This window comes from Stenotrophomonas sp. (genome assembly GCF_032103445.1).
In the GTDB taxonomy this organism is placed as follows: Bacteria; Pseudomonadota; Gammaproteobacteria; order Xanthomonadales; family Xanthomonadaceae; genus Stenotrophomonas.
On the sequence record NZ_DAMDFR010000014.1, the window covers coordinates 62,079 to 88,635 of the forward strand.

23 protein-coding genes are annotated in these 26,557 nt (G+C 62.9%); 4 read left to right on the forward strand and 19 right to left on the reverse strand.

All coding sequences use genetic code 11. The annotated features are described in order from the left end of the window. Window positions 1-22: 22 nt before the first annotated feature. Both RT551_RS07645 and RT551_RS07650 read right to left on the reverse strand, forming a co-directional pair. The gene (locus RT551_RS07645; protein ID WP_313457067.1) at window positions 23-1,546 is read right to left on the reverse strand and encodes a glucosyltransferase domain-containing protein; all 1,524 of its coding nucleotides are present in this window, start codon (window positions 1,544-1,546) and stop codon (window positions 23-25) included. 33 nt (window positions 1,547-1,579) lie between these two features. After that, window positions 1,580-2,971 carry a hypothetical protein gene (locus RT551_RS07650; protein ID WP_313457069.1) on the reverse strand — a complete coding sequence of 464 codons (1,392 nt, stop codon included), beginning with the start codon at window positions 2,969-2,971 and terminating at the stop codon, window positions 1,580-1,582. A gap of 143 nt (window positions 2,972-3,114) precedes the next feature. On the opposite strand from RT551_RS07650, the gene RT551_RS07655 reads away from it, so the two are divergent. Then, complete coding sequence (locus tag RT551_RS07655) at window positions 3,115-4,089, forward strand: glycosyltransferase family 2 protein (protein WP_313457072.1); 975 nt, start codon at window positions 3,115-3,117, stop codon at window positions 4,087-4,089. Further along, window positions 4,086-4,490: a GtrA family protein gene (locus RT551_RS07660; protein WP_313457074.1), complete on the forward strand. Its 405-nt coding sequence runs from the start codon at window positions 4,086-4,088 to the stop codon at window positions 4,488-4,490. The genes RT551_RS07655 and RT551_RS07660 overlap by 4 nt, the downstream gene beginning before the upstream one ends. 16 nt (window positions 4,491-4,506) lie before the next feature. Here RT551_RS07660 and galE read toward each other — a convergent pair whose 3' ends face one another. The 15 genes from galE to RT551_RS07735 all read right to left on the reverse strand — a co-directional run bounded on the left by galE (window position 4,507) and on the right by RT551_RS07735 (window position 21,858). Continuing rightward, entirely contained in the window at window positions 4,507-5,523 is a 1,017-nt protein-coding gene (gene galE, locus RT551_RS07665; protein ID WP_313457077.1) for a UDP-glucose 4-epimerase GalE, read from the reverse strand. Between the two features lie 19 nt (window positions 5,524-5,542). Next, entirely contained in the window at window positions 5,543-7,006 is a 1,464-nt protein-coding gene (locus tag RT551_RS07670) for a glycosyltransferase family 4 protein (protein WP_313457080.1), read from the reverse strand. After that, on the reverse strand, window positions 6,999-7,754 hold the full coding sequence (locus RT551_RS07675) for a glycosyltransferase family A protein (RefSeq protein WP_313457083.1): 756 nt from the start codon (window positions 7,752-7,754) through the stop codon (window positions 6,999-7,001). Before RT551_RS07675 ends, RT551_RS07670 begins: the two co-directional genes overlap by 8 nt. 184 nt (window positions 7,755-7,938) lie before the next feature. Further along, window positions 7,939-8,640, reverse strand: a complete 702-nt coding sequence (locus RT551_RS07680; protein ID WP_313457086.1) for a hypothetical protein — start codon at window positions 8,638-8,640, stop codon at window positions 7,939-7,941. After that, a complete protein-coding gene (locus RT551_RS07685; protein ID WP_313457089.1) occupies window positions 8,637-10,082 on the reverse strand; it encodes a glycosyltransferase in 1,446 nt (481 codons plus the stop codon). The genes RT551_RS07680 and RT551_RS07685 overlap by 4 nt, the downstream gene beginning before the upstream one ends. Further along, window positions 10,079-10,810, reverse strand: a complete 732-nt coding sequence (locus RT551_RS07690; RefSeq protein WP_313457091.1) for a glycosyltransferase — start codon at window positions 10,808-10,810, stop codon at window positions 10,079-10,081. The genes RT551_RS07685 and RT551_RS07690 overlap by 4 nt, the downstream gene beginning before the upstream one ends. 7 nt (window positions 10,811-10,817) lie before the next feature. Continuing rightward, complete coding sequence (locus RT551_RS07695; RefSeq protein WP_313457094.1) at window positions 10,818-13,112, reverse strand: hypothetical protein; 2,295 nt, start codon at window positions 13,110-13,112, stop codon at window positions 10,818-10,820. Between the two features lie 7 nt (window positions 13,113-13,119). Beyond that, window positions 13,120-14,922: a class I SAM-dependent methyltransferase gene (locus tag RT551_RS07700; RefSeq protein ID WP_313457096.1), complete on the reverse strand. Its 1,803-nt coding sequence runs from the start codon at window positions 14,920-14,922 to the stop codon at window positions 13,120-13,122. Between the two features lie 17 nt (window positions 14,923-14,939). Beyond that, window positions 14,940-16,358, reverse strand: a complete 1,419-nt coding sequence (locus RT551_RS07705; protein WP_313457099.1) for an ABC transporter ATP-binding protein — start codon at window positions 16,356-16,358, stop codon at window positions 14,940-14,942. Next, complete coding sequence (locus RT551_RS07710) at window positions 16,348-17,130, reverse strand: ABC transporter permease (RefSeq protein ID WP_313457101.1); 783 nt, start codon at window positions 17,128-17,130, stop codon at window positions 16,348-16,350. Before RT551_RS07710 ends, RT551_RS07705 begins: the two co-directional genes overlap by 11 nt. Further along, window positions 17,127-18,320, reverse strand: a complete 1,194-nt coding sequence (locus RT551_RS07715; RefSeq protein ID WP_313457104.1) for a cystathionine gamma-synthase — start codon at window positions 18,318-18,320, stop codon at window positions 17,127-17,129. Before RT551_RS07715 ends, RT551_RS07710 begins: the two co-directional genes overlap by 4 nt. 136 nt (window positions 18,321-18,456) lie before the next feature. Next, window positions 18,457-19,827, reverse strand: a complete 1,371-nt coding sequence (locus RT551_RS07720; protein WP_313457107.1) for a pyridoxal-phosphate dependent enzyme — start codon at window positions 19,825-19,827, stop codon at window positions 18,457-18,459. A 136-nt stretch (window positions 19,828-19,963) separates the two neighbouring features. Then, the gene (locus RT551_RS07725; RefSeq protein WP_313457109.1) at window positions 19,964-20,182 is read right to left on the reverse strand and encodes a YdcH family protein; all 219 of its coding nucleotides are present in this window, start codon (window positions 20,180-20,182) and stop codon (window positions 19,964-19,966) included. A 378-nt stretch (window positions 20,183-20,560) separates the two neighbouring features. Then, window positions 20,561-21,457 carry a hypothetical protein gene (locus RT551_RS07730; protein WP_313457111.1) on the reverse strand — a complete coding sequence of 299 codons (897 nt, stop codon included), beginning with the start codon at window positions 21,455-21,457 and terminating at the stop codon, window positions 20,561-20,563. Continuing rightward, window positions 21,457-21,858, reverse strand: coding sequence for a DUF4398 domain-containing protein (locus RT551_RS07735; protein WP_313457113.1), 402 nt, complete (start codon window positions 21,856-21,858; stop codon window positions 21,457-21,459). The genes RT551_RS07730 and RT551_RS07735 overlap by 1 nt, the downstream gene beginning before the upstream one ends. 98 nt (window positions 21,859-21,956) lie before the next feature. Here RT551_RS07735 and RT551_RS07740 point away from each other — a divergent pair, with 98 nt between their 5' ends. After that, window positions 21,957-23,087 (forward strand): PilT/PilU family type 4a pilus ATPase, encoded by a 1,131-nt coding sequence (locus tag RT551_RS07740; protein ID WP_282298299.1) that lies wholly within the window; start codon window positions 21,957-21,959, stop codon window positions 23,085-23,087. Window positions 23,088-23,119: 32 nt separating this feature from the next. Here RT551_RS07740 and maiA read toward each other — a convergent pair whose 3' ends face one another. Together maiA and RT551_RS07750 are read right to left on the reverse strand one after the other, a co-directional pair. Next, complete coding sequence (maiA, locus tag RT551_RS07745; RefSeq protein ID WP_313457116.1) at window positions 23,120-23,779, reverse strand: maleylacetoacetate isomerase; 660 nt, start codon at window positions 23,777-23,779, stop codon at window positions 23,120-23,122. 2 nt (window positions 23,780-23,781) lie between these two features. Continuing rightward, window positions 23,782-24,771, reverse strand: coding sequence for a fumarylacetoacetate hydrolase family protein (locus RT551_RS07750; protein WP_313457119.1), 990 nt, complete (start codon window positions 24,769-24,771; stop codon window positions 23,782-23,784). Window positions 24,772-25,228: 457 nt separating this feature from the next. Here RT551_RS07750 and RT551_RS07755 point away from each other — a divergent pair. Then, on the forward strand, window positions 25,229-26,557 hold a 1,329-nt coding region (locus tag RT551_RS07755; protein ID WP_313457122.1), incomplete at its 3' end, for a DEAD/DEAH box helicase.

Here is a 26,557-nt window from a genome sequence, read left to right on the forward strand (position 1 = left end):
TGCCAGGGCGCAAAGGCAGGAGTTACAGACACACAAGGACGTCACCGGCCGCCCGTATGGTCGCGAAATCACGATCCGGCCATGCCGATTGTGTCCCGCACTGTTCGTAATCGGCAGAAGTCGCGGGAACTACATTCAGAGTTCGACCATTGGACATCTGCAACAGCCCTCCGATCGCCCTTTTATCAGCAAAGGCAGTCAAATTCAGGTCCATCCAGGCAGTTGCAAGTGTCAACGGGTGTGCCCAGCTCAATCGTCGATTGACGACAACGATGGGACTCTGGTCATTGAATCCCTCCAATGTAATCAGCTCCGCGTAAACGCGTTGGGCTAGTAGACGGTCCATCGCGTTCAACTGCAGCTGATCGCTGTGAACGCGGTGCCCGACCGCAATGAAGCCCAACAACAGAGCACACCCTGTCCCGGCGACCAACAATCGTCCCAGCCTGCCATTGAGGAACCAAGCCAGCCAATAGACACCCATGGCCCATGCAACCACCACACCACCGAGCACTCGCGGTGCCGGCCACCAGACTGTCCCTACTGCAACGACGCCAATGCTGGCGAGCGGGATCAGCAACACTGCAATCACAGGGGCTGACATTGCCAGCCCGGGGCGACGCAGAAGCCTCATGACCAGCACAACCCAGCCACCTCCCGCCATTCCCCAAAGCAACAGTTTTGAGGCAGCGCCGTAAGTCACCAGCAGCGGGCGCTCCCATAGGAAGCCGCCCAGAGACCAGAATTCATTGAATCTGGCACCCAGCCTGTTCAATGGAAGGACACTTGCACGACCTACCTCCGTAATCGCCAGGACAGTCACGACGACCTTATGGAGAAGCAGGTAGGCGACGACAGCGCCAGCAGTGACCATCACGACACGAAGCAGGGGTGTGTACTCTTTCCATGCTGGCCTGCCGACTGTCCCGACCCGAAGATAGGTCTGAAGGAAACCGAACAGCACCATCAGACCAATGTAATTGACCAGTAGTTGGTACATGGAAAGTGCGGCCACCAGCAACAGTCCCGCCAACCACCACCAACGCGGATGCCTGGATGTCAAAAATGCTGCAGATATGCCCGTTGCGCTGGCCAGAAGAGCAGTAAATGAGGCTTCGGAGAAAGTGAGTATCTCCGCGGAGTAGGGATGCAACGTGACGAACAGCGCCGCAAGGCAGAGGGGTACCACGCGATTCTGTTCCGCGCTTGCGAATGCGGAGAACAACAGGGGCGAACAGAACGCAAAAGAGGCAATTCCTGCCCCCTGGAGCACGGTGGCAAAGGCGAGCGGATCGACTGCCAGCCCCCCAAGCAGCTGGAACACGAGGTACTGGCCGAAGCGCCCCTGGCTTGCCAACTGTTCCAGGGTGGGCCAGCCCTGCAGATACGCATAGGAGTCAGTAGACATGCCCGGCGAAAGCACAAAAGGCAACCGCGCAAACACCGTAACGACAACCACGATAGTGCAGACGAGGAGCAGGCGCTGGGTGCCATCCTCTTGCAAAAAACGATCCCGCACATTGCGCACGTCCGAAGAAATGCTCATGTCAAACCCCTCCTATCCTGGATATCGGCAGCTTCAGTAAGTGCTGGTGTTCTGCGCCGACAGCACCCACACAAGGTGGCGATCCACAATCAGCCACTGCGGCACCTCGCCACGCTGATCGACATCTGACTGGATCTTTGCACACAGATCCTCATCGCAGGGCATGGTATACAAACCAAAATCCTTGAACAGGTAGTTGCGAAGGGCACGGTTGCTATGAACCCAACCTGTGGTCGGGTTGGCATGGACATCACCGAACAGAATCACATCGTCAAACTTGCCTGCGTTGGCCCCTTGGACCCTGGCGATTTCCAGTCCAATCTGCTCCATCGCCGGGTAGACATGACGAGTCCCCGAATACGCCGAGATCCACCCCGTGGCCCCTGTGTAGGCCAGCGGCAGGCACAGGACCAGACCAAGGATGAACGTTCTTCGCTCGTAAACCAGAAAGATTACGGGAATACATACCAGCAACCATAGCCAGACCGTGGATCGCAACGGCAATGACAATCCAGAAACTATTGAAAGTGAGGCATCGATACCCCAAAGCAGGCCGGCCAACAGCAGCGCAGAAAGACACTGACGCAGGCGAATCCGAAGGAAGAGACATGCAGCGTACCCGACCGACCCGGCCAGCAATGCGGGCCACAGCTCCTTGACCAAGGCATACCAGGTCAGATATCGCTCAACATTCCCAATCAGTGAGCCACCCTGCAGGAGCGGTGTCGCCTGACGCCAGGTAGCCGGCTTGATCGAGAAAGTGCCGTGGAATACATAGTTGAGCGAAAAAACCAGCAGCACCGCCGCGACAAAGCTCATCACGTACACGACAGCGCCGAGGATGACGCTGCGCTTGCTACCTGCCGACTGGACGGCATACACGAGCAGAAACAACGGTCCGAAGGACGGATAGAAGAGAAACCCTGCTACCACGCCAATGGCCATGACCAGCCGTCTGTGTCCGTCTGACTGCACTCGCATCATGGCCAGGATGCCGATCAGCGTCACCGCAACGCCAGTCACCTGGGTCACCGGCCACTGCATCGTTTCCGCGGTCATGGGCGACAGAAAGATCAGCACTGCCCCCAACACGCCAGCAGAGCGATGCAGTGCCCGGGACAGGCCTACACACATCGCGGAAAAGGCCACCAGATACAGACCGAACGCGGCTTTGATACTGAGAAAGTGACTGAACTTGGCCCATATGACATTGCCCCAGCGCCCCTCCGAAAGTGCCTTGCTGAATGGGGTCTCAAACCCCTGGTCGAATCCCGACAGCAGCCAGTCGAAGTCATCGTGCGCAATGAAAGGGGAGGTGAGCTGCCCCAGGCTGAACATCGCCAGCAGAACCACCACGATGTAGAGAACATAGTTCTGATCGAGGCGGTCAAAAAGCCCCCCGAGGGTTCGTGCCAGTCGATTCACTTTCACACCTTATGGGTTCAGAGCCGACCGAGGCTTCGCCCTCGGCATTGCCCGAGCAACGCGCGGCCATTACCCCATGCACGCCCCCGGTATCACACCTATACTACCTGACCGCGTAACCTTTCCACCATAATGGGGCAGCCATGGCGACCAATGAGGCTACAGACGATTCGGCAGGCCAGATCGATCTTTCAATCGTCGTCCCGGCGTACCGCAGTGAGAAGACCCTGGCCGCGCTTGTGGCGGCCATCTACGCCGCTATTGGTGAGCGGTACTCGCTGGAGCTGATCCTGGTCAACGACAGAAGCCCAGACGGCTCCTGGAAGGTGGCCAGCGAGCTGGCGAGCACCCATGGCTGGGTGCGGGCGATAAACCTGCGCAAGAATGTAGGCCAGCACATGGCGATTTTTGCCGGACTGCGTGAATGCCGAGGTCGAGTCATTGTCACCATGGATGATGATCTGCAGCACGCCCCATCTGACATTCCGGTGCTGGTTGAGGCACTGGATGCCGACCACGACGTCTGCTATGGCACCTTCAAGGGTCGCAAGCACGCTGCGTGGAAGATTCTCGGCAGCCGTTTCAACGACCGCGTTGCTACTTGGCTGCTTCAAAAGCCCAAGGGACTTTATCTTTCCCCGTTCAAGGCAATGAAACGTGGGGTCCGTAATGAAGTCATCCAGTTCCGGGGGCCCGCCATCTATCTGGACGGCCTGATTCTGTCGGCAACCTCGCGGATCACCACACGCATGGTCGGCCACCACGCCCGTGAAGACGGCACCTCGGGTTACAGCCTGAAGAAGTCGATTTCCTTGTGGCTGAAGATGGCGACCAGTTTCTCGGTGGCCCCGCTGCGAATGGCATCACTGACCGGCATGGCAATGTCCGGAGCCGGATTTTTGTTCGCGGCCCTCATCGTAGTGCAGAAGTTATTGAATCCCGGCGTTGCCGTTGGCTGGTCATCACTGATCGTTGCCATTCTGATCATGGGCGGGGTGCAGTTACTGGCGTTAGGTGCCATCGGCGAGTACGTTGGCCGCATCCTGCTTAACTTCACCACACCCACTCAGTACTCAATTGCGGACCGGGTCAATCCGGGCACGGATCTGGCCCCATGAACATGCTTCAAGCCAGGGAATTGGCCGGCAAGCTGATCCGATTTGGCGCGGTAGGTGGCACCAGCACCCTGCTTTTTGCCGTCCTCACCTGGCTGCTGGTAGACAAATCCGGCATGCATCCAGTGCTGGCAACGGTGGTCGCCTACCTGCTCCTGCTGGCCCCCAATTTTGCGGCACACAAGTACTTTACCTTTGGCTCCAAAGGCGAGGTCGCCAGTGAATCAGGCAAGTTCCTGGTGGTGCACGGTCTGAACATCGGCTTGTCCGCGGGCGGCATGGCCGTCATTTCGCATGCCCAACTGGATTACCGCTGGGGCATTCTGTTCTCGGCTATCGCGGTCCCGGTCATCGTGTTCATCGTAATGAACTTCTGGGTCTTTCGGGTGTCGCCGAAGCACTAAGTGCTCCAGCGCACCGTCAGTCCACCGCGCCTGGAATGGCCTGCTGCCAGCGCCAGGCATCGGCGCAGATGTCCTGAAGCGACTTCTCCGCCCGCCAACCCAGCACCCGGTTGGCCAGTGCAGGATCGGCCCAGCACTCACCGATGTCCCCCGCACGTCGTCCCTGCCGCTGGTACGGGATCGGATGACCCACCACCGCAGAGAAGGTTTCGATCAGTTCAAGCACCGAATAACCGCGCCCGGTGCCCAGGTTCAGGGTCAGCTCGCGATCGGTTCCAACCGACAACGCGTTCAGCGCCGCAACGTGCGCCTTGGCCAGGTCAACCACGTGAATGTAGTCGCGTACACCCGTGCCATCCGGGGTGGCGTAGTCGTCACCGAACACACGGATGTAGTCGCGCTGGCCCGCCGCAGTCTGCGTGATGTAGGGAGCCAGGTTGTTGGGTACGCCACGAGGCAACTCGCCCATCAGACCACTGGGGTGCGCGCCGACCGGGTTGAAATAGCGCAGGATCGCAGCGCTCAGCGTCGAACCGGGCGCTGCCACACAGTCGCGGATCAGCCACTCACCGATGAGCTTCGTCCGCCCGTAGGGATTGCCTGGCCCCACCGCCGCGGTTTCCGCAACCGGGCAGGATTCCGGCTGGCCATAAACCGTGGCCGACGAGCTGAAGACAATATGCTTGCATCCCACCTGCTGCATCACGTCCAACAACGTGGCGGTGCCGCCCACATTGACATCGTAGTAACTGGCCGGCATTTCCGTGCTTTCAGACACTGACTTCAATGCCGCGAAATGGATCACCGCATCGGGCGCATAATCGCGTGCAACCGCCAACAATGCCGCGCGATCACGGATATCAAGTTCATCCAGCACAAGCGTCTGCCCGGTGATTCGCTCGATCCGCTCCACGATCCAGCGTTCGCTGTTGCAGAAATTTTCCACGACGCGCACGTCATGACCAGCCGCAATCAGCTCCACGACAGTGTGCGAACCCACAAAGCCGGCACCGCCGGTAACCAGAACTTTCATTGAACTTCCTTGACATGCGTCATGCGTTGCTCTCCACGGTCGCACCGCGCACCATGCGTTCGTGGCGCAGATATCCTTCGATCTGCCCCAGTCGCGCGACGAACGCCGGCCACTGGCGCTGACCCTCCAGCGACTCGCGCTGGTCCTCCACGCGCTGCTGTCGAGCTTCCGCCGAGCTACGCAGCACTTCCAGGCGCTGCACGAACCCAGCAACGTCCTCCGGGTCCGGCACCAGATCCCGCTCAGGCAGGAAGTCAACAATGCCACCCACCGCAGGCGCACAGATCGGCAGCCGCGCAGCCGCCACATCGAACAGAATCGTCGGCGTGCCTTCCCACGCGGTGGTATGCAGGTAGGCGAAGTGCGAGCTGCTGGCGACCTCTTCCAGCCGCTTGAACTCGCCGTGCAGGGTAACGTTCTTCAGGGATTTCAGCAGATCCAGATCCTGGGCTGCCGCACCCGCCATTACCGGCGCACCATACACATCAAACTGGACCTTCGGCATCGCAGCGGCGATGGCGGCAAGCAGGTCCGGGCGTTTCTGCCGATCCAGGCGCCCTGCCCACAGCACCCGTCCGGCGTGAGGGTCGGAAAGCGGCGCGACAGGCAGCTCGGGAATGGCGCCGTCATACGGGAACGGGACCACCGTGAAGAGCGACGCAGGTACGCCCAACTCACGCGACCACACTTGCGGGTAGCGGGAGTTGTCGCAGATCACGGTCGTCAGGAAGGAATAGCAGTATCGCAGGTAGTCGCGTGCGTATCCGACCGGATTCATCCGCAGATCATAATCGTCGCAATACAGCGAGGCGACAAGCAGCGAGTGCTGCGTCAGCGCCAGACCGTGCCGCAACACTGCTTCCCAGCCCACCCGCGAGTTTACGAGGTGAATGACCGGCGCGCGCATCTGCACGAGTGCACGCACCATCACGGCGACCTGCTGGCTGAAATCCAGCGACGCAGCGAGCTGGCCAAACTCCACGAGCGTAGCCTGGGACGGAAGCCGGGAGGCCCAGGGTGAAGGCGAATTTTCGGTGGTCAACACCAGAATTCGCGCCGCCGGATCGCTCTCCGCTATCGCACGCGCGTGATAAAGAATGCCTCGATCGGCTCCGCCAGGTTTCAGCCAGGGGACCAGCATCACATGGGTATAGGGCTGTGCGCCGATCTGATCTGACAACCGCGCATACACGTCACCTGGGCGCACATCCATGGGCACCGAATAGTACGCATAGCGCTTCTCATCCGTTCCCGGCGGCAGCAGCTCTGGTTCAAGCGCAGCGAGCTTGAGCATCTCCTCCTGGAGCCACAGCGGCATGGAGGGGACGCCGCTTTGTGCGGGCGATTCAACGTGTGACGTGGTCACGGGTGCTGATGCTGCATCCGGCCCAAACAGCAGCGCATAAGCGCGCCGGGCCCAGTGCGCCAGACGACGGGTGTAGCGGTTACGCACCCAGCGATTATGTGTCCAGCGCTCAAGCACGATCCTGCTCCCTGGCCCAAGGGCGGCCCAACGTGAAAAGGGAGGTGCGCGGAATGACCGTCTTCATCGCGTGGCTGGCTTCGTTGAGCGAGCCATGCCACTTGCGGCGATAGAAGTAAGCCGAGCCCCAAGCCAGCCGGTGGACGACGCCCCGGGCGATGGTCTCGGAGTTCCAGTACCAGTCTTCATAGCCGAATCCGGTCTGCTTCGGATAGCAGGCCACGTAGGGGATGGTCTCGTAGAGTTCACGGGTCGAGAACGAAGCGCTGATCCAGGGGTTCACCGCCAGTAGCGCGCGCTCATCGTAGTAGCTGCCCATCTGGTCAACCTGCCAGTTGAAGGCGCTGTACATGCCGAAGCTCAGCACCATTTCCGGATGCAGGATGAATCGCCCCTCCAGCCATGCCGCTTCCTTGAGATGCGTAAGGAAGTAGGTGGTGGAAATCAGATCATCGCCATCCAGGGTGCAGACGTAGTCCGCCCGGCACGCCGCAACGCCGGCGTTGCGCGCGAGCGCCAGATCGCCAACCTGGGTTTCGACGATCGTTTCCGATCCGTCCAGGTCCGGATGATTCATGACGAACGCGCGGGTCTGCGCATCGGCACGATCCAGGACCAGAACCAGTTGAATTTCTTTGCCCTCCCGCCGCGCGATGTTTCGCGACAGCGCGTAGGAACGCAGGGAGGTGTGCGCCAGGATGCCCTCGCCATGGAAGGTCACGATGGCACTCAGTGCCGGCACGCTCATTCGCCAATCCTGTGGCGCGACAGGTAGCTACCCGGTCGCTCGCTCTTCGCATTCATTTTGCGTCACCAAATCTCATGGGTTGTTGATGGTTCCAAGACCGCCCCAAGCGGTCAATCGAAGATAATACGTCTGTTTGATGTGTCGGACTGAGTGATCCGACGCTGAACAGGCACAAAATTAGCGACTAGACCACGCCAGTCGCAACGTAATAGTGGCCCAGAAGGCGAAGCAGGTAGCCCTCTCCCAACGGCACGCCACAGGCGGCGGCAGCGCGCTCGCAGTCACGCGTATCAATGGGGAATGAAACACCTTGGTCGAGGATGCGATAGTTGCCCTGACGCTGCAGTACGGCTTCCATGGCACGCACGATTTCAAGCATGTTGGTCGAGCGTACGTCCGCCAGCGGCATCATCCGTGGGTAGTCATCCGGATGCCGCAGCACGTACGTGCCCAATGTCGCCACATCGCGGATGTCGATCAGGTTGCGCTCAGCCCTTGCCCATACGTCGAACAACTCGCCCGATTCAATCCTGGCACGCAGGAAGTTGGTGAGCGTGTGAGGATTGCCGCCCTCACCCACCACTTGGGGGAGGCGGAACACACGCCCACGCGGATCGGCAAGAATCCGGCCCTCCATACGGGCTTTGTGGTGAAGGTACGGCGTCTGCCGCTCAGCCGGATTGCCTACGGCGCAGCTTCCAAAGTAGACGATGTGGCGGATGGACGGCATAGCCATCACCTCGTCCAGCAGCGCCTCTTCACGCGCGAATGCGGCAGGATCGGTTTCGCCAGAGTGCGAGACGCCTGCCGCGACAATCGCGGTGAAGGGATCGTACTGCCACTCAGGGGTGAATGCGGTGGCGACCAGCCCCCTTCCGATAATCACGTTGCATTTCCTTGCTGTTGGATGGGATGGCTCCCATCTGGTCCCAAAAGATAGCGCTCAACGGCACTCACCGCATCACTGAATGCGGGCCAGCTCCGGTCCTGGGAGAGCGCTTCATATTGGCGCTGTCTGCGTACTTCCCGCAACGTGCGGTCTGCCAGTAATTGGCGCAGCCGAGTTGTGAAAGCATCAACATCCTCAAGGTCCTGCACAAGCCAGTCTGACTCGATAAGATCGCCTATGCCACCAACAGCCGGTGCCACGATGGGCACACCACACGCGGCTGCATCGAGAAGCAGGGTCGGCAGCCCCTCCCATTCGGTGGTGAACAACAACGCTGCATGCGCGTCTGACACGATGTCTCCAAACTGCGAGAAAGGTCCGCGCAGCGTCACGTTGGGCAGGCCCTTGAGCTGCTCAACCGCCGGGTGCGGGTGACCAACATCCATGACGCCGTGCACGTCGAATTCGACGTCAGGCAGACGCCGGGCAATGGCGAGAAGGAGGTCCGGGCGTTTCTGACGATCGAATCGACCCGCCCAGAGTATCCGCCCCGCTGCTGGCAGCAGAAACGGCCCCGCCTTCCTCGTTATCGGCCGCGAAAGGGGAAACTTTAGAACCCGGAAAAGATCAGCCGGGACACCAAGCTCACGTGCCCAGATCCCAGGGTAGACCGTGTTATCGCAGAACACCCGGGACAGATGCGAGTGACAGCTTCGCAGGTAGCGGCGAGCGTGCCCCACCGGCACGCCGTTGGCATCATGGTCGTCGCAGAAGAGGGACGCGAACAGGCTTGTGTGTTGACGCAGGGCAAGTCCGAACGACTCGATGGCCTGCCACGCGGCTGGGGAGTTGATGTTATGCACGACCGCAGGCTGCATCTGGACCAGAAGGCGGGTCAACAGCCTAACCTGATCTTCGGGCGTGAGCTCGGAGACGATTTCACCAAAGCGGATGATGCGCACACCTTCCGGAACTCTATCCAGCCAGGTGGACGGGGCTGGTTCGGTCAAGAGCAGCACCACGCGTTCAGCTGGCAGGACCTCGACCCACGCTTGCAGATGCAGCAACGCACCTCTGTCCGCCCCACCCCGCACCAGCCAGGGCACGGTCATCACGTGGCTGCACGGGGCCATGCCTACCGCCTGAACCAGACGACGATACACCTCCCCCGGCTTCACCAGATGGGGCACGCGGTAGTAGGCAAAGCGGTCCGGGCTGCCATGCTCGCCGAGCAGATCCGGCTCCAGCATGGCCTGCGCGTGCATTTCATCCCGCAACCATGCAGGCATCACCGGTGCGGGCCCCTGTACGGTATCGTGGGCAACGCGTTGCAGCTTCCGTCCCATCCAGTCCAGCACACGACCCAACTCGCCGCGCGGATTACGCATGAGTTCACGCAGGCTGAGCTTGCGCGCGAGGCGCACGAACCGGCCGATCATGGCGTCCCCCACGTCCCGAACAGACGGGTGGGAGGCACAATGGCGCGCAGCGCCGCTGAATTCTGGTTCATCGAACCGGACGGCTTGACCCTGTAGAAATAAGCCGTTTCAGGAACCACACGATGCTCCATCCCGGCTGCCAGCGTCTGACACGCCCAGTGCCAGTCCTCGAAACCGTAGCCGGTCTGACGGGGGAAGCAGGCCTCATAGGGAATCTGCTCCAGTACCTCACGAGGCGCAAAGATCGCACTTATCCACGGATTGATCACCATCAGCAGGTCATTGGAGAACGGCATGGTGAGTGGGTTGACCTGGTGGCTGTAATGCTCGGTGCCGCCGAAACTGACCACGAGTTCGGCGTGCAGGATGGTGCGCTCCGGCGCTTCCCGGGCATACACCACATGCCGCTGGAAGTAGTCCTGGCTGATCAGGTCGTCGCCATCCAGCGTACACACGTAGGTACTCGTCGCGTGGCTCACACCGATGTTCCGGGCCAGCCCACAGTCACCTGCCGAAGTATCAAGAATGATCTCATCACCGTTCAGATCGGGATGATGACGGACCACTGCTGCGGTCTCAGAGTCTGCATTGTCCAGCAGCAGCAGCATCTGCACATTGATGCCGTGCTCGCGGGCACGATTCCGCGAAAGCAGGTAGCTTCTCAGCGTCGCATGAGCCAACAACCCCTCGCGATGAAAGGTCACAATCGCAGTCAGATCGGTGTTCATATGCGCATCACTTCTTTACCGGGCCCAGCGCAAACATGCGTAGCACGGAGCGGATGGCCGCCTTCCATGGTAGCTGGTTCAATACGTTTGCAAGCCGCGACATTTCCTTCGCGATGGATTCTGCAGGAAGTCGCGGTTGCGGAACGGAACTGAGGATACCGACCGTGGCTGTACTGAGGTCGCGGGCAGCCTCGAGCAACTGGGCATGCTCGTCAGAAAGACGAGCAAAAGCCTCCAGCAGCCGGGCATGCTCGTCAGAAAGAGGAGCAAAAGCCTCCAGCAGCCGGGCATGCTCGTCCGACTGGCGGGCAATAGCCTGCTGGGCCTGCTCCAGGCGATCGCGCAGATCTGATTTTTCTGCCTCAGCGTGTTGATGAGACAATCGGAACGCCGCGACGGCACCCGTGTTGCCCGCCACCAACAACGCATTGTCCGACTCCAGCGTCTGCAAGCGCGCGCCGCGGCGATCCAGTTCGACGTTCAACTGATGGTACTGCCCGTCAAGCCAGTCTTTGGCGTTCTGGAGCCGGTCCAGCCAGGCGTCGCGCCGCAACTGCCCGGCTCGTGCCCGCGAGAGCATTGCATGCAGGGATTGATTACCCCATGCCCACGCCAGCCCTGGCCGAAGTGGCTCCTCGGCCGTTACTCTGAGGGCCGAAGCCAGGCGCCCGGCTTCGTCCATGACCGCGGTAAACTCCGGCATGCCAAACGTTTCTGGACTTTCTGCGGCTCCGACAACTTCCGTCCAGTCCGCCTGCGAAGCAAGCCTTTTCGCTTCCTTCAAGCCATGCAACCACGCTTGGCGTGCGGCAGCGGTGTCGCCCCGAGCGAACTGGATCCAACCCAACCGGACCGCCGCCGCTGTGGTTTTGGTACCCAGCAGCGGGCTGAATGCCATCACGTCAAATGCGAGCACCCTGGCGTACAGCACTTCGGCCTGCGCCAGGTCACCGGCCGCGTGCCACAGTGCCGCAGCGGCATAGGCCACCGACACCTGCCAGCGCAACACGGTTGGATTGGCTGCCGGAAGCTGCAGGAAATGACGGGCGGATTCAAGCAGCGCATTACGGTCTTCGCCTTCCGATGCCACCGGGTCATACAACAGCACGCACAAAGCGGCCCCGTGGTCGGCGGAGTTGGCCGGAGCTGTCGCCAGGAGTTGCTGGGCCAGATGCCGGCGCAGGTAGGTCGACTCCAGCCGCAATCCCATCGCGACAATGAGTCTCACGACACTGGCATCGAGGTAGTCACGCTGGAATGCAATGATATTGGGAAGTTGCAGGTCGGCATTGCGGGGAACACCGTCACCCCCGATGTTCACAGCCATGAGTACCAGCACATCGGCCTGCACGCTGGCGTCAGCGTCGATCAGGATCCGCCCGTCAGTGTCGCGCGCGACTTCTGTGAACTGATCCGCACCCATTGGCCGCGACAGGCTGTGCCACCATGCACGATCTACCACGAAGCCCAATGGCTCTAGTGCCAGCAGCAGTGCGCGCACATTCACGTTGCGGCCGTCCGTCAGCGGGACGGCAACCACCAGTCGACCACTACGCACAAGCGCAGCCCGCGCAGCGATCAGCTCATGATTCCAGTTCGCGTCCTCCTGGCGAATACAGGTCACCAGCACGTCCGCCCTATGTGCGTCCGGCTGCCACGTGGCGCGCGACTGCCAGCTCACACCGGGCGCGTCGACAGAAGGAGCCGGCATGTCGGTCAACACCAACAGCGAGCGACAGCGTGTCTGCTGCTGCAGAATGCGCCACAGACCGTGATCGGCCGCGTCAGCCGCCACCACCGCGTCATCCGGGCGCACCAGCGCCGCAGCCAGCCCGTGGTAACCAGCGCGCAGTTCGCTGTGCCGATCGGAAATGGAAACACCGACGCGCGCAAGCAGCCGAACATGGATATCGTCCGGTGCGTCGGTCAGCGCAAACACAGCCGGGTGCTGCTGCCATTCCATGGCACGCGCCAGCTCACTGAGCGACACCTCGTCCTCGGCCGACGTCGCCGTCGAAAGCAGGATCAGGATCTGTGCGGGCAGGGAGAGCAACTGCCGCTGCGTATCAGGATCCGCCCAACCGATGATCGTGCAGTTGGCGGGCAAATCAGCGGGAACATCCTGAGGCGAAACGATCTCACAGCCTGCCGCCCGCAGCGGTCCCAGCAGACGCGCCACCTTTACCCCGACCAACCAGAACTTGGTTGGACCCACTGCCCGCAGGCAGTAATCAGCCACGTCATCGGCCTGCAACGCTGTCAGCGTTGGGGCTGCTGGGTCGAACGAGGCGGAGGCCGTCATCGCTGCCTCACTCAGTGCCGTCAGTCGCTTGCGAACGCGCCTGGTTCAGCCGTTGAATCTCCGCGCTCAATGCATGGTACTGCCCGTCGAGCCACTGACGGGCGACTTCGAGCTCGGCCGTATAGCTTTCGAGTTCGTTGATGCGCTGCATGTGCTCGTGGTACTTGCCATCAAGCCATGCTTTCGAGTCAATCAGCTGGCGCACATCGCGCGCGCCCATGTTGATCTGCTCGGCTCCTTCGCCGGGCCCGGACACCACGGCACGGTCCTCAGCGTCGCCGGCCATCAGATCCCCCGTGCCGAGTAGCTCGGACACCAAGGCTGCGTGCTGACGCAACGCCTGCCGAACCTGCCCAGGACGATCAATTCGAACAACGTCACACTGCGTGACCGCCAGGTGCAGCAGCCCAGCCGCAGCGCCTTCGGTTTCTGGCCGCGACAGCGCCTGGCGGGCCGCAGACTGGACCTTCTTCCAGCGCTGCTGGGCCAGTTCGTTGCTGCCTTGAAGCGTCAGAATGATGGCCGCCAGTGCCTGTCCCCGCGCATCGTGCAGGGGGTCCTCGTTACTGGCCGCTCCATCCAGCAACGCCAGTGCGGCTTCAGTGCGACCATCGGTCAGCAACGCGCGCACCTGCCCCAGCGGGTCGAAGCGGGTCTGCTCCGTCGCAGTGGCCTTGCGCGCCAGCACCAGCAGCCATTCGCCATCAGCGGCAGGTCCGCCTGCTGGATCAATTTCAAACATCGAGCGAGCTGACAGGTGCCGTTTCTGGCCGCCACCAGCGTCCTGCAGCCAGGCCTTCTCGATCACAAACCCATTGCGCTGGAACTGGGCAGTCAAGCGCGGCCAGTCATAGACATGGAAATGGAAGGGATTGGGATCTTCGCCCGTTTCGTCCGACCAGTCATTCGGCACGCTGGCGTAGACACGCCCCTGCGGCGACAGCACGCGGTGCAGCTCGGCCAGCAGGCGGTCGGGTTCTGGAAGGTGTTCAAGCGTCTCCACGGATACGGCAAAATCAGCAGACCCGTCGTCCATGCCGGACAGATCCTGCGCATCACCCACGACGAAAGTCATCGGAGTTGGCGACACCGGAGCAAAATTGAGGTTGGCGTACTCCACGGCATAGTCGCTGGCGTCGAGCCCAGTGAAGGACGCTGCCTCGCTGTTGTGCGCCAACTGATACGAACCATAACCAAGACCACATGCCACGTCGATGACCCGATCACCCGGACGGATGAACTGCGCGGCCTGCGCGTAACGGGTCATATGCGCATCCGAGCGCCGGCCTGGTTCGCGCGTCATGTCGGTGTGCAGGTCGCGCTCTTCCTCCAGCGCCTTCAACGGATACACCGCCAGCGCCGGCGCGCGAACGCGCTCGAACGACATCATGAGCAGCCCGGTAACCCTATCGAGCTCGCCATACGGCGCAACGCGTTCGTTGAGCGGATGCTTGCGCCACTCCGCCTTGATGACCGCGCCTTCCCAGGCCGCCCGATCAGCCAGCGCGGCAGCCTCACCGACCACCACAAAGCATGCAGGCCCAGCCACATTCGTGAGCAGAGCCTGCACAGCGTCCGCGGGTGCCGTCACTCCCAGATGCTCGACTACGATCACCGCCGCAGCAGCGGTATCACCACCGCCGGCAACAACCGCGACGCCGCACTGCCGCAGCGCGCGAGCGAGACCCGGAGCCTCATCGCCCAACAGAGCGATGGGCCCTGACGGCAGCCACTTGAGCAGGCGCGCAACCGCAACACGCAGCGCCGCGGGCGTCAGCGCGGATTGAAGCTGGAGAGTATTCGTGTCCATCACAGGGCCATCCTCGATCATTGTGCGTCTACCAGCTCGGCATGCATGCGGAGGTCGCAGACACCGCCAAAGGTGTATTCCTTCTGACGCATGCCTACCTGGAAGAAGGCAGCTTCGTCGCGCCAGTGCAACATACGCTGAGCCCCGCCAAAGCGCTCGACTTCCTCGGACACAGAGACCTGCACCTCGTAGAAGTTGACCCCCAATGCGCAGTCAAACGTGAATCGGACGGTGAAAGGCACGTCGGCAGGGAAGGTGGTTCCCCAGACCCCCGGGTCCTGTCTGCCCTGCTCCGTCCACATCTGCACGTCCTGGTTCAGCGTGCCCCATGAATAGAGCTTGACGCCTTCCTTGTTGCGCAGCCTGACATTGATGTTGAGCTTATCCATGTCGCGCACCGGGCGAGCGGTAACCTCGATCACCAGCTTCTCGCGGGGCAGAAAATAGGCACACTCCTCACCCCGATCATCCAGCACTCGAACGTGCTCGACGACGCAGTCGTAGTCGCCGAAGGAAAGCTTGTCACTTCGCACCCCCAGAACCGGCGAGCCCTCATGTTCGCCCCCCTCGACAGGCGCATCCGCCGCGACCTGTGCCTCGACGATCTTCTGGGCGTGCTGCAGGTGCTGGGCGGTGATGGACGCGTAGTAGTCGCGCTCGTCTTCGTGCAACTGCTTGCGATACTCCAGTACGACGTCAGAGGAGGGACCGGCGGCGCGCACGACGCCATCACGCAGCAGGATCGCGTGATCGGTCAAGGTACGAATGGACTCCTGATCATGGGATACCAGCAGCAAGGTGCACCCATTGGCGCGCAGGGCTTCCATCTGCTGGAAGCAGCGCTTCTGGAACAACGCATCACCGACGGCCAGCGCCTCATCAACGATCAGGATGTCCGGCTCAACCTGTGTCTGCACGGCGAACGCCAGGCGCAACATCATGCCGCTCGAGTACGTCCGCACCGGCTGGTCGATGAAATCTCCAATGTCCGCAAATGCGGCAATTGCATCGAAACGCTGCAACACTTCGCGCTCGGTCAAGCCGAGAATCATGCCATTCAGCAGGACGTTCTCGCGCCCGGTGAAATCCGGGTTGAACCCACTCCCCAGTTCGAGCAGGGCGGCGATGCGACCGTTCACCTGCGCCCGTCCCGTGGTCGGGGCCAGGGTCCCGGCAATGATCTGCAGAAGCGTCGACTTACCGGAGCCATTGCGCCCAATGATGCCAACTGCGTCGCCGCGCTTCACCTTCAAGCTGACATCACGCAGCGCCCAGAACTCGCGCCCGCGCTGCCGTGAGGACCATTCGCCAGCCCCTGGCACGATGCGCCCCAGCCTGGGGAGCAGCATCTGCAGCAGACGATCGGACGGCTTTTCGAAAATGTTGAAGACCTTGCTGACATTCTCGATATCGATGACCAGATCTTCAGACGACATCTGCGAAGGCCCTCCGCGTACGCTGGAACCACCAGTAACCAAAGATGAAGATGCCCACCGACCAGCCAACCGCCCAGGCGTACATGCCCCAATCAGGCAACTGACCAGTGACGATCAAGGCCCGAATCTGCTCGACGTAGACAGCCAGCGGACTGAGGCGCATCCAGTAACCGATCTTCTCCGGAAAGATGATGGATGGATAAAGCACCGGCGTCAGGTACTGCAGCACACGCGCCAGCAGACCTGCAATCTGATCGACATCGCGGAAGAACACTCCCAACGATGCAAACAGGTAGGTTACCCCGAGGGTCAGCGCCACCATCGGAAGGATCAGGATCGGCAACAGGACAACCTGCCAATGCAGTCCAAAGCTGCTGAAGATCAGGAATCCAACCAGCGCAATGCTGGCAACGCCGGCGTTGTACAGCGAGGACAGCACCGCGACTGGCGGCAGCACTTCCAGCGGAAACACCACCTTCTTGACCAGATTGGGGTTGCTGAGCACCGCACTGGGTGCGCGCGTCAGCGACTCGGCAAAGAAGTTGTAGACGATCAATCCGATGAACAGCAGTACTGCGTAGTCAACCTTGCTCTGCGTTTCGATTCCCTTCCACTTCGCGTTGAAAATGGTGGCGAAGATGATCGTGTAGATAGCCAACATGATCAGCGGAACAAGCACGCCCCACAGCGCGCCCAGCAACGAATCCTTGTATTTTTTCTTGATGTCTCGGCCGGTCAGGCTGAGCATCAATTCGCCGCGCTGACCGATCATGCGCCGGTATCTCCCAACGCCCGCTCCAGATCCACCTGCAGATCCCCCAGCTCTTCCACGCCCACGCTCAGCCGCACCAGCGCATCGCTGATGCCCAGCTTTTCACGGCGTTCAACCGGAATGGACGCATGGGTCATCACCGCCGGGTGGTTCACCAGGCTTTCCACCCCACCCAGCGACTCGGCCAGGGTGAACAGCTCGGTTTTCTCGCAGAACGACTTGGCCGCTGCGAACCCGCCCTTCAGCACGATCGAGACGATGCCGCCGTAGCCGTTCATCTGGCGCGTGGCCAGCTCGTGCTGCGGGTGCGAGCTGAGGCCGGGGTAGATCACCTTTTCCACCGCCGGGTGCTTTTCCAGCCACTGGGCCAGGGCCAGCGCGTTGGCGCAGTGCGCCTTCATGCGCAGCGGCAGGGTCTTCAGGCCACGCAGGGCCAGGAAGCTGTCGAACGGGCCCTGCACGCCACCGATGGAGTTCTGCAGGAAGGCCATCTGCTCGGCCAGCTCGGCGTTGTCGCCAACCACGACCATGCCGCCGACCATGTCCGAATGGCCGTTGAGGTACTTGGTGGCCGAATGCAGCACCAGGTCTGCACCCAGCTCCAGCGGGCGCTGCAGCATCGGCGAGGCGAAGGTGTTGTCCACCACCACGATCAGGCCATGGCGCTTGGCAATGGCGGTGACCGCGGCAATGTCCACGATCTTCAGCATCGGGTTGGTCGGGGTTTCAATCCAGACCATCTTCGTCTGCGGGGTGATCGCCGCTTCCAGCGCAGCCAGATCGGTCAGGTCGACGAAGCTGAAATGCAGGCCGGCGGTGCGCTTGCGCACGCGCTCGAACAGACGGAAGGTGCCGCCGTAGATGTCGTCCATCGCCACCACGTGGCTGCCGGCGTCCAGCAGTTCCATCACCGTGGAGGTAGCGGCCATGCCCGAGGCGAACGCGTAGCCGCGGCTGCCGCCTTCCAGGCTGGCCACGCAGCGCTCATAGGCGAAGCGGGTCGGATTGTGGGTGCGCGAGTACTCGAAACCCTGGTGCTCGCCCGGGCTGGACTGGGCGTAGGTCGACGTGGCGTAGATCGGCGGCATCACCGCGCCGGTGCTCGGGTCCGGCGACTGGCCGCCGTGAATGGCCAGGGTGGCCAGCGCCAGCGCGCGGTCGGAGTGCCCGGAAGAAGCGGAGTTGGACATGTGGTTTCCCAACGGACGGGAACCTCCTTGCGCAGGTTCCCGCATTTAAATGGAGCGAAAGTCTATCAGCGGGAGCTTAACCAGCCTTTGACGCCGATAAACACGTATTCATGGCCCAAATGTGGCCAACGTGCGCTTATTGCACGCGGCGACGCAGGTAGTTCAGCAGGTCGATCCGGGTGATCAGGCCCAGGAAGGTGCCGCCGTCCATGATGATGGCCACCTGCCCGCGGTCGAACACCGGCAGCAGGGCCTCGATGGGCGACTTCACGTCCAGCCGGTCCAGCTTGCTGACCATCGCGGTCGATACCTTGTCGCGGAAACGGGCTTCGTCGCCGTACACGTGCAGCAGCACGTCGCTTTCGTCAACGATGCCGACCAGCTGGTCGCCGTCCATCACCGGCAGCTGCGACACGTCGTACAGCTTCATGCGCTGGTAGGCGGTGGTCAGCAGGTCGTTCGGGCCGATCACGACAGTGTCGCGCTGGCCGTACGGACGCAGGATCAGGTCGCGCAGGTCGCCGTACTGCGGGCGCTCCAGGAAGCCGTTGTCCAGCATCCAGTAGTCGTTGTACATCTTGGACAGGTACTTGTTGCCGGTGTCGGGCACCAGCACCAGCACCTTCTTCGGGGTGGTCTGCTCGCGGCAGTACTTCAGTGCGGCGGCCAGCAGGGTGCCGGTGGACGAACCGCCCAGCACGCCTTCCTTGCCCAGCAGTTCGCGCGCGGTGTGGAAGCTTTCCGCGTCGGTGATCGGGTAGGCCTTGGTGACCCGGCTGAAGTCGGAAATGGACGGCAGGAAGTCCTCACCGATGCCTTCGACCAGCCAGCTGCCCGACTTGTCGTTCAGGTTGCCGTCGTTGATGTATTCGGCCAGGATCGAGCCGACCGGGTCGGCCAGCACCAGCTCAGTCTTCGGCGACAGCTTGGCGAAGGCGCGCGACAGGCCGGTCATGGTGCCCGAGCTGCCGCAGCCGAACACGATGGCGTCCAGCTCACCGCCCATCTGCTCCAGGATTTCCGGGCCGGTGCCGAATTCGTGCGCAGCCGGGTTGTCCGGGTTGCCGAACTGGTTGATGAAGTACGCGCCCGGGGTTTCCTCGGCCACGCGCTGGGCCATGTCCTGGTAGTACTCGGGGTGGCCCTTGGCCACGTCCGAACGGGTCAGGCGGACCTCGGCCCCCATCGCCTTCAGGTTGAAGATCTTCTCGCGGCTCATTTTGTCCGGCACCACCAGAATGAGCTTGTAGCCCTTCTGCTGGGCAACCAGGGCCAGGCCCAGGCCGGTGTTACCGGCGGTGCCTTCCACCAGGGTCGCGCCCGGCTTGAGGTCGCCGCGCTTTTCCGCCGCCTCGATCATCGACAGCCCGATGCGGTCCTTGATCGACCCCCCGGGATTGGCGCTTTCGAGCTTCAGATACAGCTCGCACACCCCGGTGTCCAGGCGCTGGGCCTTGACGATGGGGGTGTTGCCAATGAGTTCGAGGACGGAGGAATGGATGGTCATCGGGTCAGATCAATTCGCGCCGCAATGCGGCCGGACCCCCGATTATCCGACATTCTGCCCCTGAAAAGACGACGCGGACGGTGCCCGTCGACGAGGTGACGGACACCGCCCGCGGCGGTAGCTGTGGACGTGGGTATCAGTGGAGCGGGGAGGCGTACATGCGTTCGAGCCTCTGCTTGGTCAGCAGTTTCTCGCGTTTCATCTGGCCCAGGGTCTGATCACCTACGGGGAGCACGCCCAGCTCGGCGTCCATGCACTGTTTGTTCAACTTCTTGTGCGTGTCGTAGAGCCTTCTGAATTCCGGGTCACGCTCGCGGCGTGCATCGATCTCGCTCTGGGGCTGACCTTCAAACATGATGAACCTCCTATCGCTTGTATCGCATAAACAAAGACGCCCCGGCCTGGCGGCACGGGGCGTGGCTTTGGGAGGAGCAGCCGGCATCAACCGAAACCGCAGGTGCACCCTGACGCAGCGCCCGGGGGATCCGGACTTCAAACTGCCGTGGTGCATGCGCCTGGTACATCGGCCCGGCCCTCCAGTCGTCCGGGAAGCAGAATCGCTGCCCGGACAACCGACCCTACGCCTGCTGTCGGGCAGGTTCAAGGGTTTCATTTGAAATGGGCCGAACGCGCCAGACGAGGTTCAGCCTGAACGCGCAGTTGAACGAAAAGGTAACGAAAACAGGCGTTTGCGACATAGAGCAGCCGGGCAAGCCCGGCTCTACGTCATGCGTCACGGGGCGACGATGACCTCGGCTGAGCGGGCCTTGGTCGCAGCCGCCTTCTTGCCGCTGACCTGGAACCGGCTGGCACTTACGCCGGCCGCGACCAGGGCATCGCGCAGCGCCTCGGCACGCTTCTGGCCGACGCCGGCGGCGGCGTCATAGGCCTCGATCCGCACCCGGCCCTTCTTGCCGATGTTCAGGTACTCGGCCAGGGCCTTGGTCTGGCTCTTGGCCCCGCCCGACAGCCCGGACTGGCCGCTGGCGAAGGCGTCACCGGCAAAGGTGAAGACCTCGCCGCGGCTGTCGAACTTCGACCCCGGTAACTTCGCCCCGGAGACCAGCTCGGCTTCCTCACGGGCCAGCTTGGCGGCGTTGGCCTGGGCGGCGTTCAGTCGCGCGCTCTGCTTGCCGGCCACGCTGGTCAGCGCGGTTTCGGCGTCCTGGCGGGCCAGGGTCTCGCTTTCCGCGGCCAGGCGCAGGCGCTCGGCCTCCTCGGCCTGGATCTGGGCCTGCACGCGCAGGCGCTCATTTTCCTGGCGGATGCGCTGCGATTCGCGGCGGGTGGCCTCGATCAGCAGGTCGCTGCGGGTTCGCTCCAATTCCCGCGACTGGCGCTGGGCCAGGGCGGTGCGCACGCTGGTTTCGGCGATCTCCACCCGGCGCTCGGCCAGGTAGCGGGCCTGATCGAGGTCGCGGCGCTTGGCCTTGGCCAGCTCGGCCACGGCCTGCTGGGCCTGCAGGCGCTCATACGGAGCCAGTTCGGCGGTAGTGGCATTGGCCTGGATGGCCAGCAGGCGCTGGTTGAGCTGGGCCACGGCCGGGTCTTCAGCAGCGGCGGCCAGCAGCGGCAGGGCCAGGCCGGCGGCCAGCAACAGGGCGGCGGGGGTGCGCAGGGCGGTCTTCATCAACGGCCCTCCGGGGTGGCCAACTGGCGTTCCAGCTGGGTCACTTCATTGCGGTGCAGCTGCAGCTGGGCCATCGCGGTGGCCTCCTCGCTACGGGCGCGGGCCAGGTCGGCATCGACCGTGGCGCGGGCGGCCAGCACCGGGACGTTCTTGCGCTCGCGGCGGTCACCGGCCGCCGCCTGGGCCTGCTCCAGGCCTTGCCGCGCAATGGCGATCAGGTCCGGGGCGTACTGGTCAGCGTCGGCCTGGGTGGCCTTCTCCACCGCCTGGCGGGCCTGGGCCAGTTCCAGCGCGCCGTCCTGGGCCAGGACCGGTCCGGACAGCGCGAATGCGCACGCCATCACGCATCCAGAGATGAAAACTGCCGGGGTACGTCGTATTTGTGCGAAGCTACGATTCATTGGGGGGGCCGTTGCCAGGTTGTCTGTGCACGGCCATTGTCGGAAGCCTGCGCCGTGCTTGCAATGGCACGAAGCCGTTTGTTGGGGAAAGATTTCGCATGGATATCGGCTATTTCCTGAAGCTGATGACCGAAAAGAACGCCTCGGACATGTTCTTGACCACCGGCGCGCCGGTGTACATCAAGATCGAGGGCAAGCTCTACCCGCTCGGCAACACCGGGTTGCCGCCGGGCATGGTCAAGAAGATCGCCTATTCGTTGATGGACGAGGGCCAGGTGCCGCAGTTCGAGCGCGACCTGGAGCTCAACATGGCCATCGCCCTGCCCGACGCCGGGCGCTTCCGCGTCAACGTGTTCAAGCAGCGCGGTGAAGTGGGCATGGTCATCCGCGCCATCCGCAGCAAGATTCCCAGCATTGAAGAGCTGAATCTGCCGCAGGTGCTGAAGGACGTCATCATGACCCCGCGCGGGCTGGTGCTGGTGGTGGGATCGACCGGTTCGGGCAAGTCCACGTCGCTGGCGTCGATGATCGACCACCGCAACAGCACCACCACCGGTCACATCCTCACCATCGAGGACCCGATCGAGTACCTGCACAAGCACAAGATGTCGATCGTCAACCAGCGCGAGGTCGGGCTGGACACCCATGCCTTCCACAACGCGCTGAAGAACGCGATGCGTGAAGCGCCGGACGTGATCCTGATCGGCGAAATCCTGGACGCGGAAACCATGGAGGCGGCCATTGCGTTCGCCGAAACCGGTCACCTGTGCCTGGCCACGCTGCACTCGAACAATGCCGACCAGACCATCGAACGCATCCTGAACTTCTTCCCGGAAAGCGCCCACCGCAACGTGCTGATGAACCTCTCGCTGAACCTGCGTGCGGTCATCTCGCAGCGTCTGGTGAAGGGTCAGGACGGCCGCCGCCTGCCGGCGACCGAAGTGCTGATCAACACCCCGATGATCCGCGACCTGCTGCGTCGCGGCCAGGTGCACGAAATCAAGGCGGCGATGGAAGGGTCGCTGGAAGAAGGCATGGAAAGCTTCGACCAGTGCCTGTTCCGCATGGCCAAGAGCGGCATCATCGAGCAGGAAGAGGCGCTGCGTGCGGCCGATTCGCGCGATGGCCTGGCGCTGAAGTTCCGCCTGTCCGAAGGCGGCAGTGGCGAGCATGATCCGTACGCGGATTATTCGGCCGCCAGCCCGGCAAGCATCACGCACGGGTTTTGATTGACGGGGGTATCGACCGTTGGTCGATACCCTCACACCGCGTCGGGCTGGTTCTCCGGCCGCGCGGCCTCGAATGCCGGTAACGCCAGACACGCCGCTTCAATCCGCACCAGGGTCGGATACGGCCCCAGGTCCACATTGAAGCGCCGCGCGTTGTACAGCTGCGGCACCAGGCAGCAGTCGGCCAACGTGGGCGCGTCACCGTGGCAGAAGCGCCCGGTCTCCACCGATTCCACCAGCATCCGCTCCATCGCCTCGAAGCCCAGCTGGATCCAGTGCCGGGTCCAGTCTTCGCGCTCGACCTGCGGCACATTCCAGGTATCGCTGAAGAACTGCATCACCCGTAGATTGTTGAGCGGGTGGATGTCGCAGGCCACCAGCTGCGCCAGCGCACGCACCCGTGCTCGCCCGGCGGCATCGTCCGGCAGCAGTGACGGCCCACCGAACACCTCATCCAGGTATTCCAGGATCGCCATCGACTGGTGCAGCACCTGCTCGCCATGGCGCAGGGTGGGCACCAGTTCCTGGGGGTTCAACGCGGCATAGCTTTCACTGTGCTGCTGGCCGCCGTCGCGGACCAGATGCACCGGGGTGATCTCGTGCGGCAGGGCCTTCAGGTTCAGGCCGATGCGCACGCGGTAGGCCGCGCTGGAACGCCAGTAGCTGAACAGTTCGATGCGGATGGCGCTCATGCTCAGGGCCGCGCGGCCTGTTCGATGCGCTGCTCGATCGCGCCGAAGATGCTGTCGCCGGCGGCGTCGAACATTTCAATGCGGACCACGTCGCCGAACGACATGAACGGCGTGCTCGGCTTGCCGTCGCGCAGGGTTTCCACGGTGCGCTGTTCGGCAAAGCAGGAGGCACCCTTGCTGGTGTCCTCGTTGGCGATGGTGCCGGAGCCGACGATGGTGGCCGCGCCCAGCGGACGGGTCTTGGCGGCGTGGGCGACCAGCTGGGCGAAGTTGAACTGCATGTCGACGCCGGCTTCCGGCGCGCCGAACCATTCGCCGTTGATGTGGGTGACCAGCGGCAGGTGCACCTTGCTGTCCTGCCAGGCCTCACCCAGCTCGTCGGGGGTGACGAACACCGGCGACAGCGCCGAGCGCGGCTTGGACTGCAGGAAGCCAAAGCCCTTGGCCAGCTCGCCGGGGATCAGGTTGCGCAGCGAGACGTCGTTGACCAGGCCGACCAGCTGGATGTGGCCAGCGGCCTGCTCCGGGGTGACCGCCATCGGCACGTCGTCGGTGATGACCACCAGCTCGGCTTCCAGGTCGATGCCGTATTCCTCGCTGACCACTTTGACCGCGTCGCGCGGGCCGTAGAAGCCGGCGCTGGTGGCCTGGTACATCAGCGGGTCGGTGTAGAAGCTTTCCGGCACCTCGGCCCCGCGGGCGCGGCGCACGCGCTCCACATGCGGCAGGTAGGCGCTGCCGTCGACGAACTCATAGGCGCGCGGCAGCGGCGCCGCCAGCGCCTGCAGGTCGATGTCGAACACACCGTCGGCACTGCCGTCGTTCAGCGACTCGTACAGGGCGTTCAGGCGCGGGGCGAGGTGGGTCCAGTCTTCCAGTGCGGCCTGCAGGGTGGCGGCAATGCCGGTGGCGCGCACGCCCTGGCGCAGGTCGCGCGAGACCACGATCAGGGTGCCGTCGCGACCGCCTTCCTTCAAAGAACCAAGCTTCATGGGTGGGTATCCGTCGAACGCAGAAAAAATAGGTTTCGAGTGTAACCAAATGCGCGCAGGAGCCAAGCTGCGCTGCCGCACATGGCACCTTAAACCACGCATGCCGTAGAGCCACGCCCTGCGTGGCTGAACGATGCGGCACCGCGAAGCCACGCAGGGCGTGGCTCTACGAAGCTGAATGCGGAAAATTGATGTGCCGCACCATTGTCTTCTATACTGTCGTTGTCTGCAGCGGCCGTCCGTTTCCCTTCGGGATCGCCGGCGAACCGGGTTTCGACCCCTCGCCCGCCCCCACTCCGACGCCATTCGTCTTGCAGTCCAGCCTGCGCACCGCGTTGGCTGCACCCTACTCCTCGCAGCGCGGTTCACGGGAACGCTCCGAGTCAGCCGATCACACGATCTGCCGCGCGTCTGGCCAACCGGCCCGGCGTTACTTTGCTTTTGGAGCTTTCCACCGATGTCTTTCGAAGACCTGGGCCTTGCCCCGTTCCTGCTGCGCGCGTTGTCCGAGCAGGGCTATGAAAACCCGACCCCGATCCAGGAACAGGCCATTCCGCTGGCCCTGGCCGGGCGCGACCTGCTGGCCGGCGCACAGACCGGTACCGGCAAGACCGCTGCCTTCGGCTTACCGCTGCTGCAGCACCTGGGCACCCACCCGCAGGCCGTGGACGGTCCGCGCAAGCCGCGTGCGCTGGTGCTGGCCCCGACCCGCGAACTGGCCACCCAGGTGCATGACAGCCTGCGCGGCTACAGCAAGTACCTGCGCATTCCCAGCGCCTGCATCTACGGCGGCGTGGGCATGGGCAACCAGTTCGACGTGCTGCGCCGTGGCGTTGACCTGCTGGTGGCCTGCCCGGGCCGCCTGATCGACCACCTGGAGCGTCGCAGCGTCGACCTGTCCGGCATTGAAGTGCTGGTGCTGGACGAAGCCGACCGCATGCTGGACATGGGCTTCCTGCCGTCGATCAAGCGCATCCTGGCCAAGCTGCCGCGCCAGAACCGCCAGACCCTGCTGTTCTCGGCGACCTTTGAAGACAACATCCGCCAGCTGGCGCTGGAGTTCATGCGCAACCCGGAACAGATCCAGGTGACGCCGAAGAACACCGTGGCCGAGACCATCACCCACAAGGTGCATCCGGTTGACGGTGGCCGCAAGCGCGAACTGCTGCTGCACCTGCTGGCGCAGGACAGCCGCGAGCAGACCCTGGTGTTTGCCCGCACCAAGCACGGCAGCGACAAGCTGGCCACGTTCCTGGAAAAGTCGGGCATCAAGACCGCGGCGATTCACGGCAACAAGAGCCAGGGCCAGCGCCTGCGTGCACTGGGCGACTTCAAGGCCGGCCGGGTGACCGTGCTGGTGGCGACCGATATCGCCGCGCGCGGCATCGACATCAATGAGCTGCCGAAGGTCATCAACTATGACCTGCCGATGGTGGCCGAGGACTACGTGCACCGTATCGGCCGTACCGGCCGCAACGGTTCGACCGGCCAGGCGATCTCGCTGGTGGCGCAGGACGAAGCCAAGCTGCTGCGCCAGATCGTGCGTCTGCTGAACCGCGACATGGACATCCGCGACGTGCCGGGCTTCGAGCCGCAGGTGCCGATCCGCTGGGGCAACAGTGCACCGGGCAAGGCGGAGATTCCGGGTGGCGAGCGCGCACCGCGCAAGAACCACGCCCGCCGTCCGCACAGCGAGGCTCCGCGCCACGCGCATGCGGGCCCGAAGAAGAGCGGCGGCGGTCAGCGTGACGGTGCCGGTCGTGGCGCGCCGCGCGGCGGCCAGCCG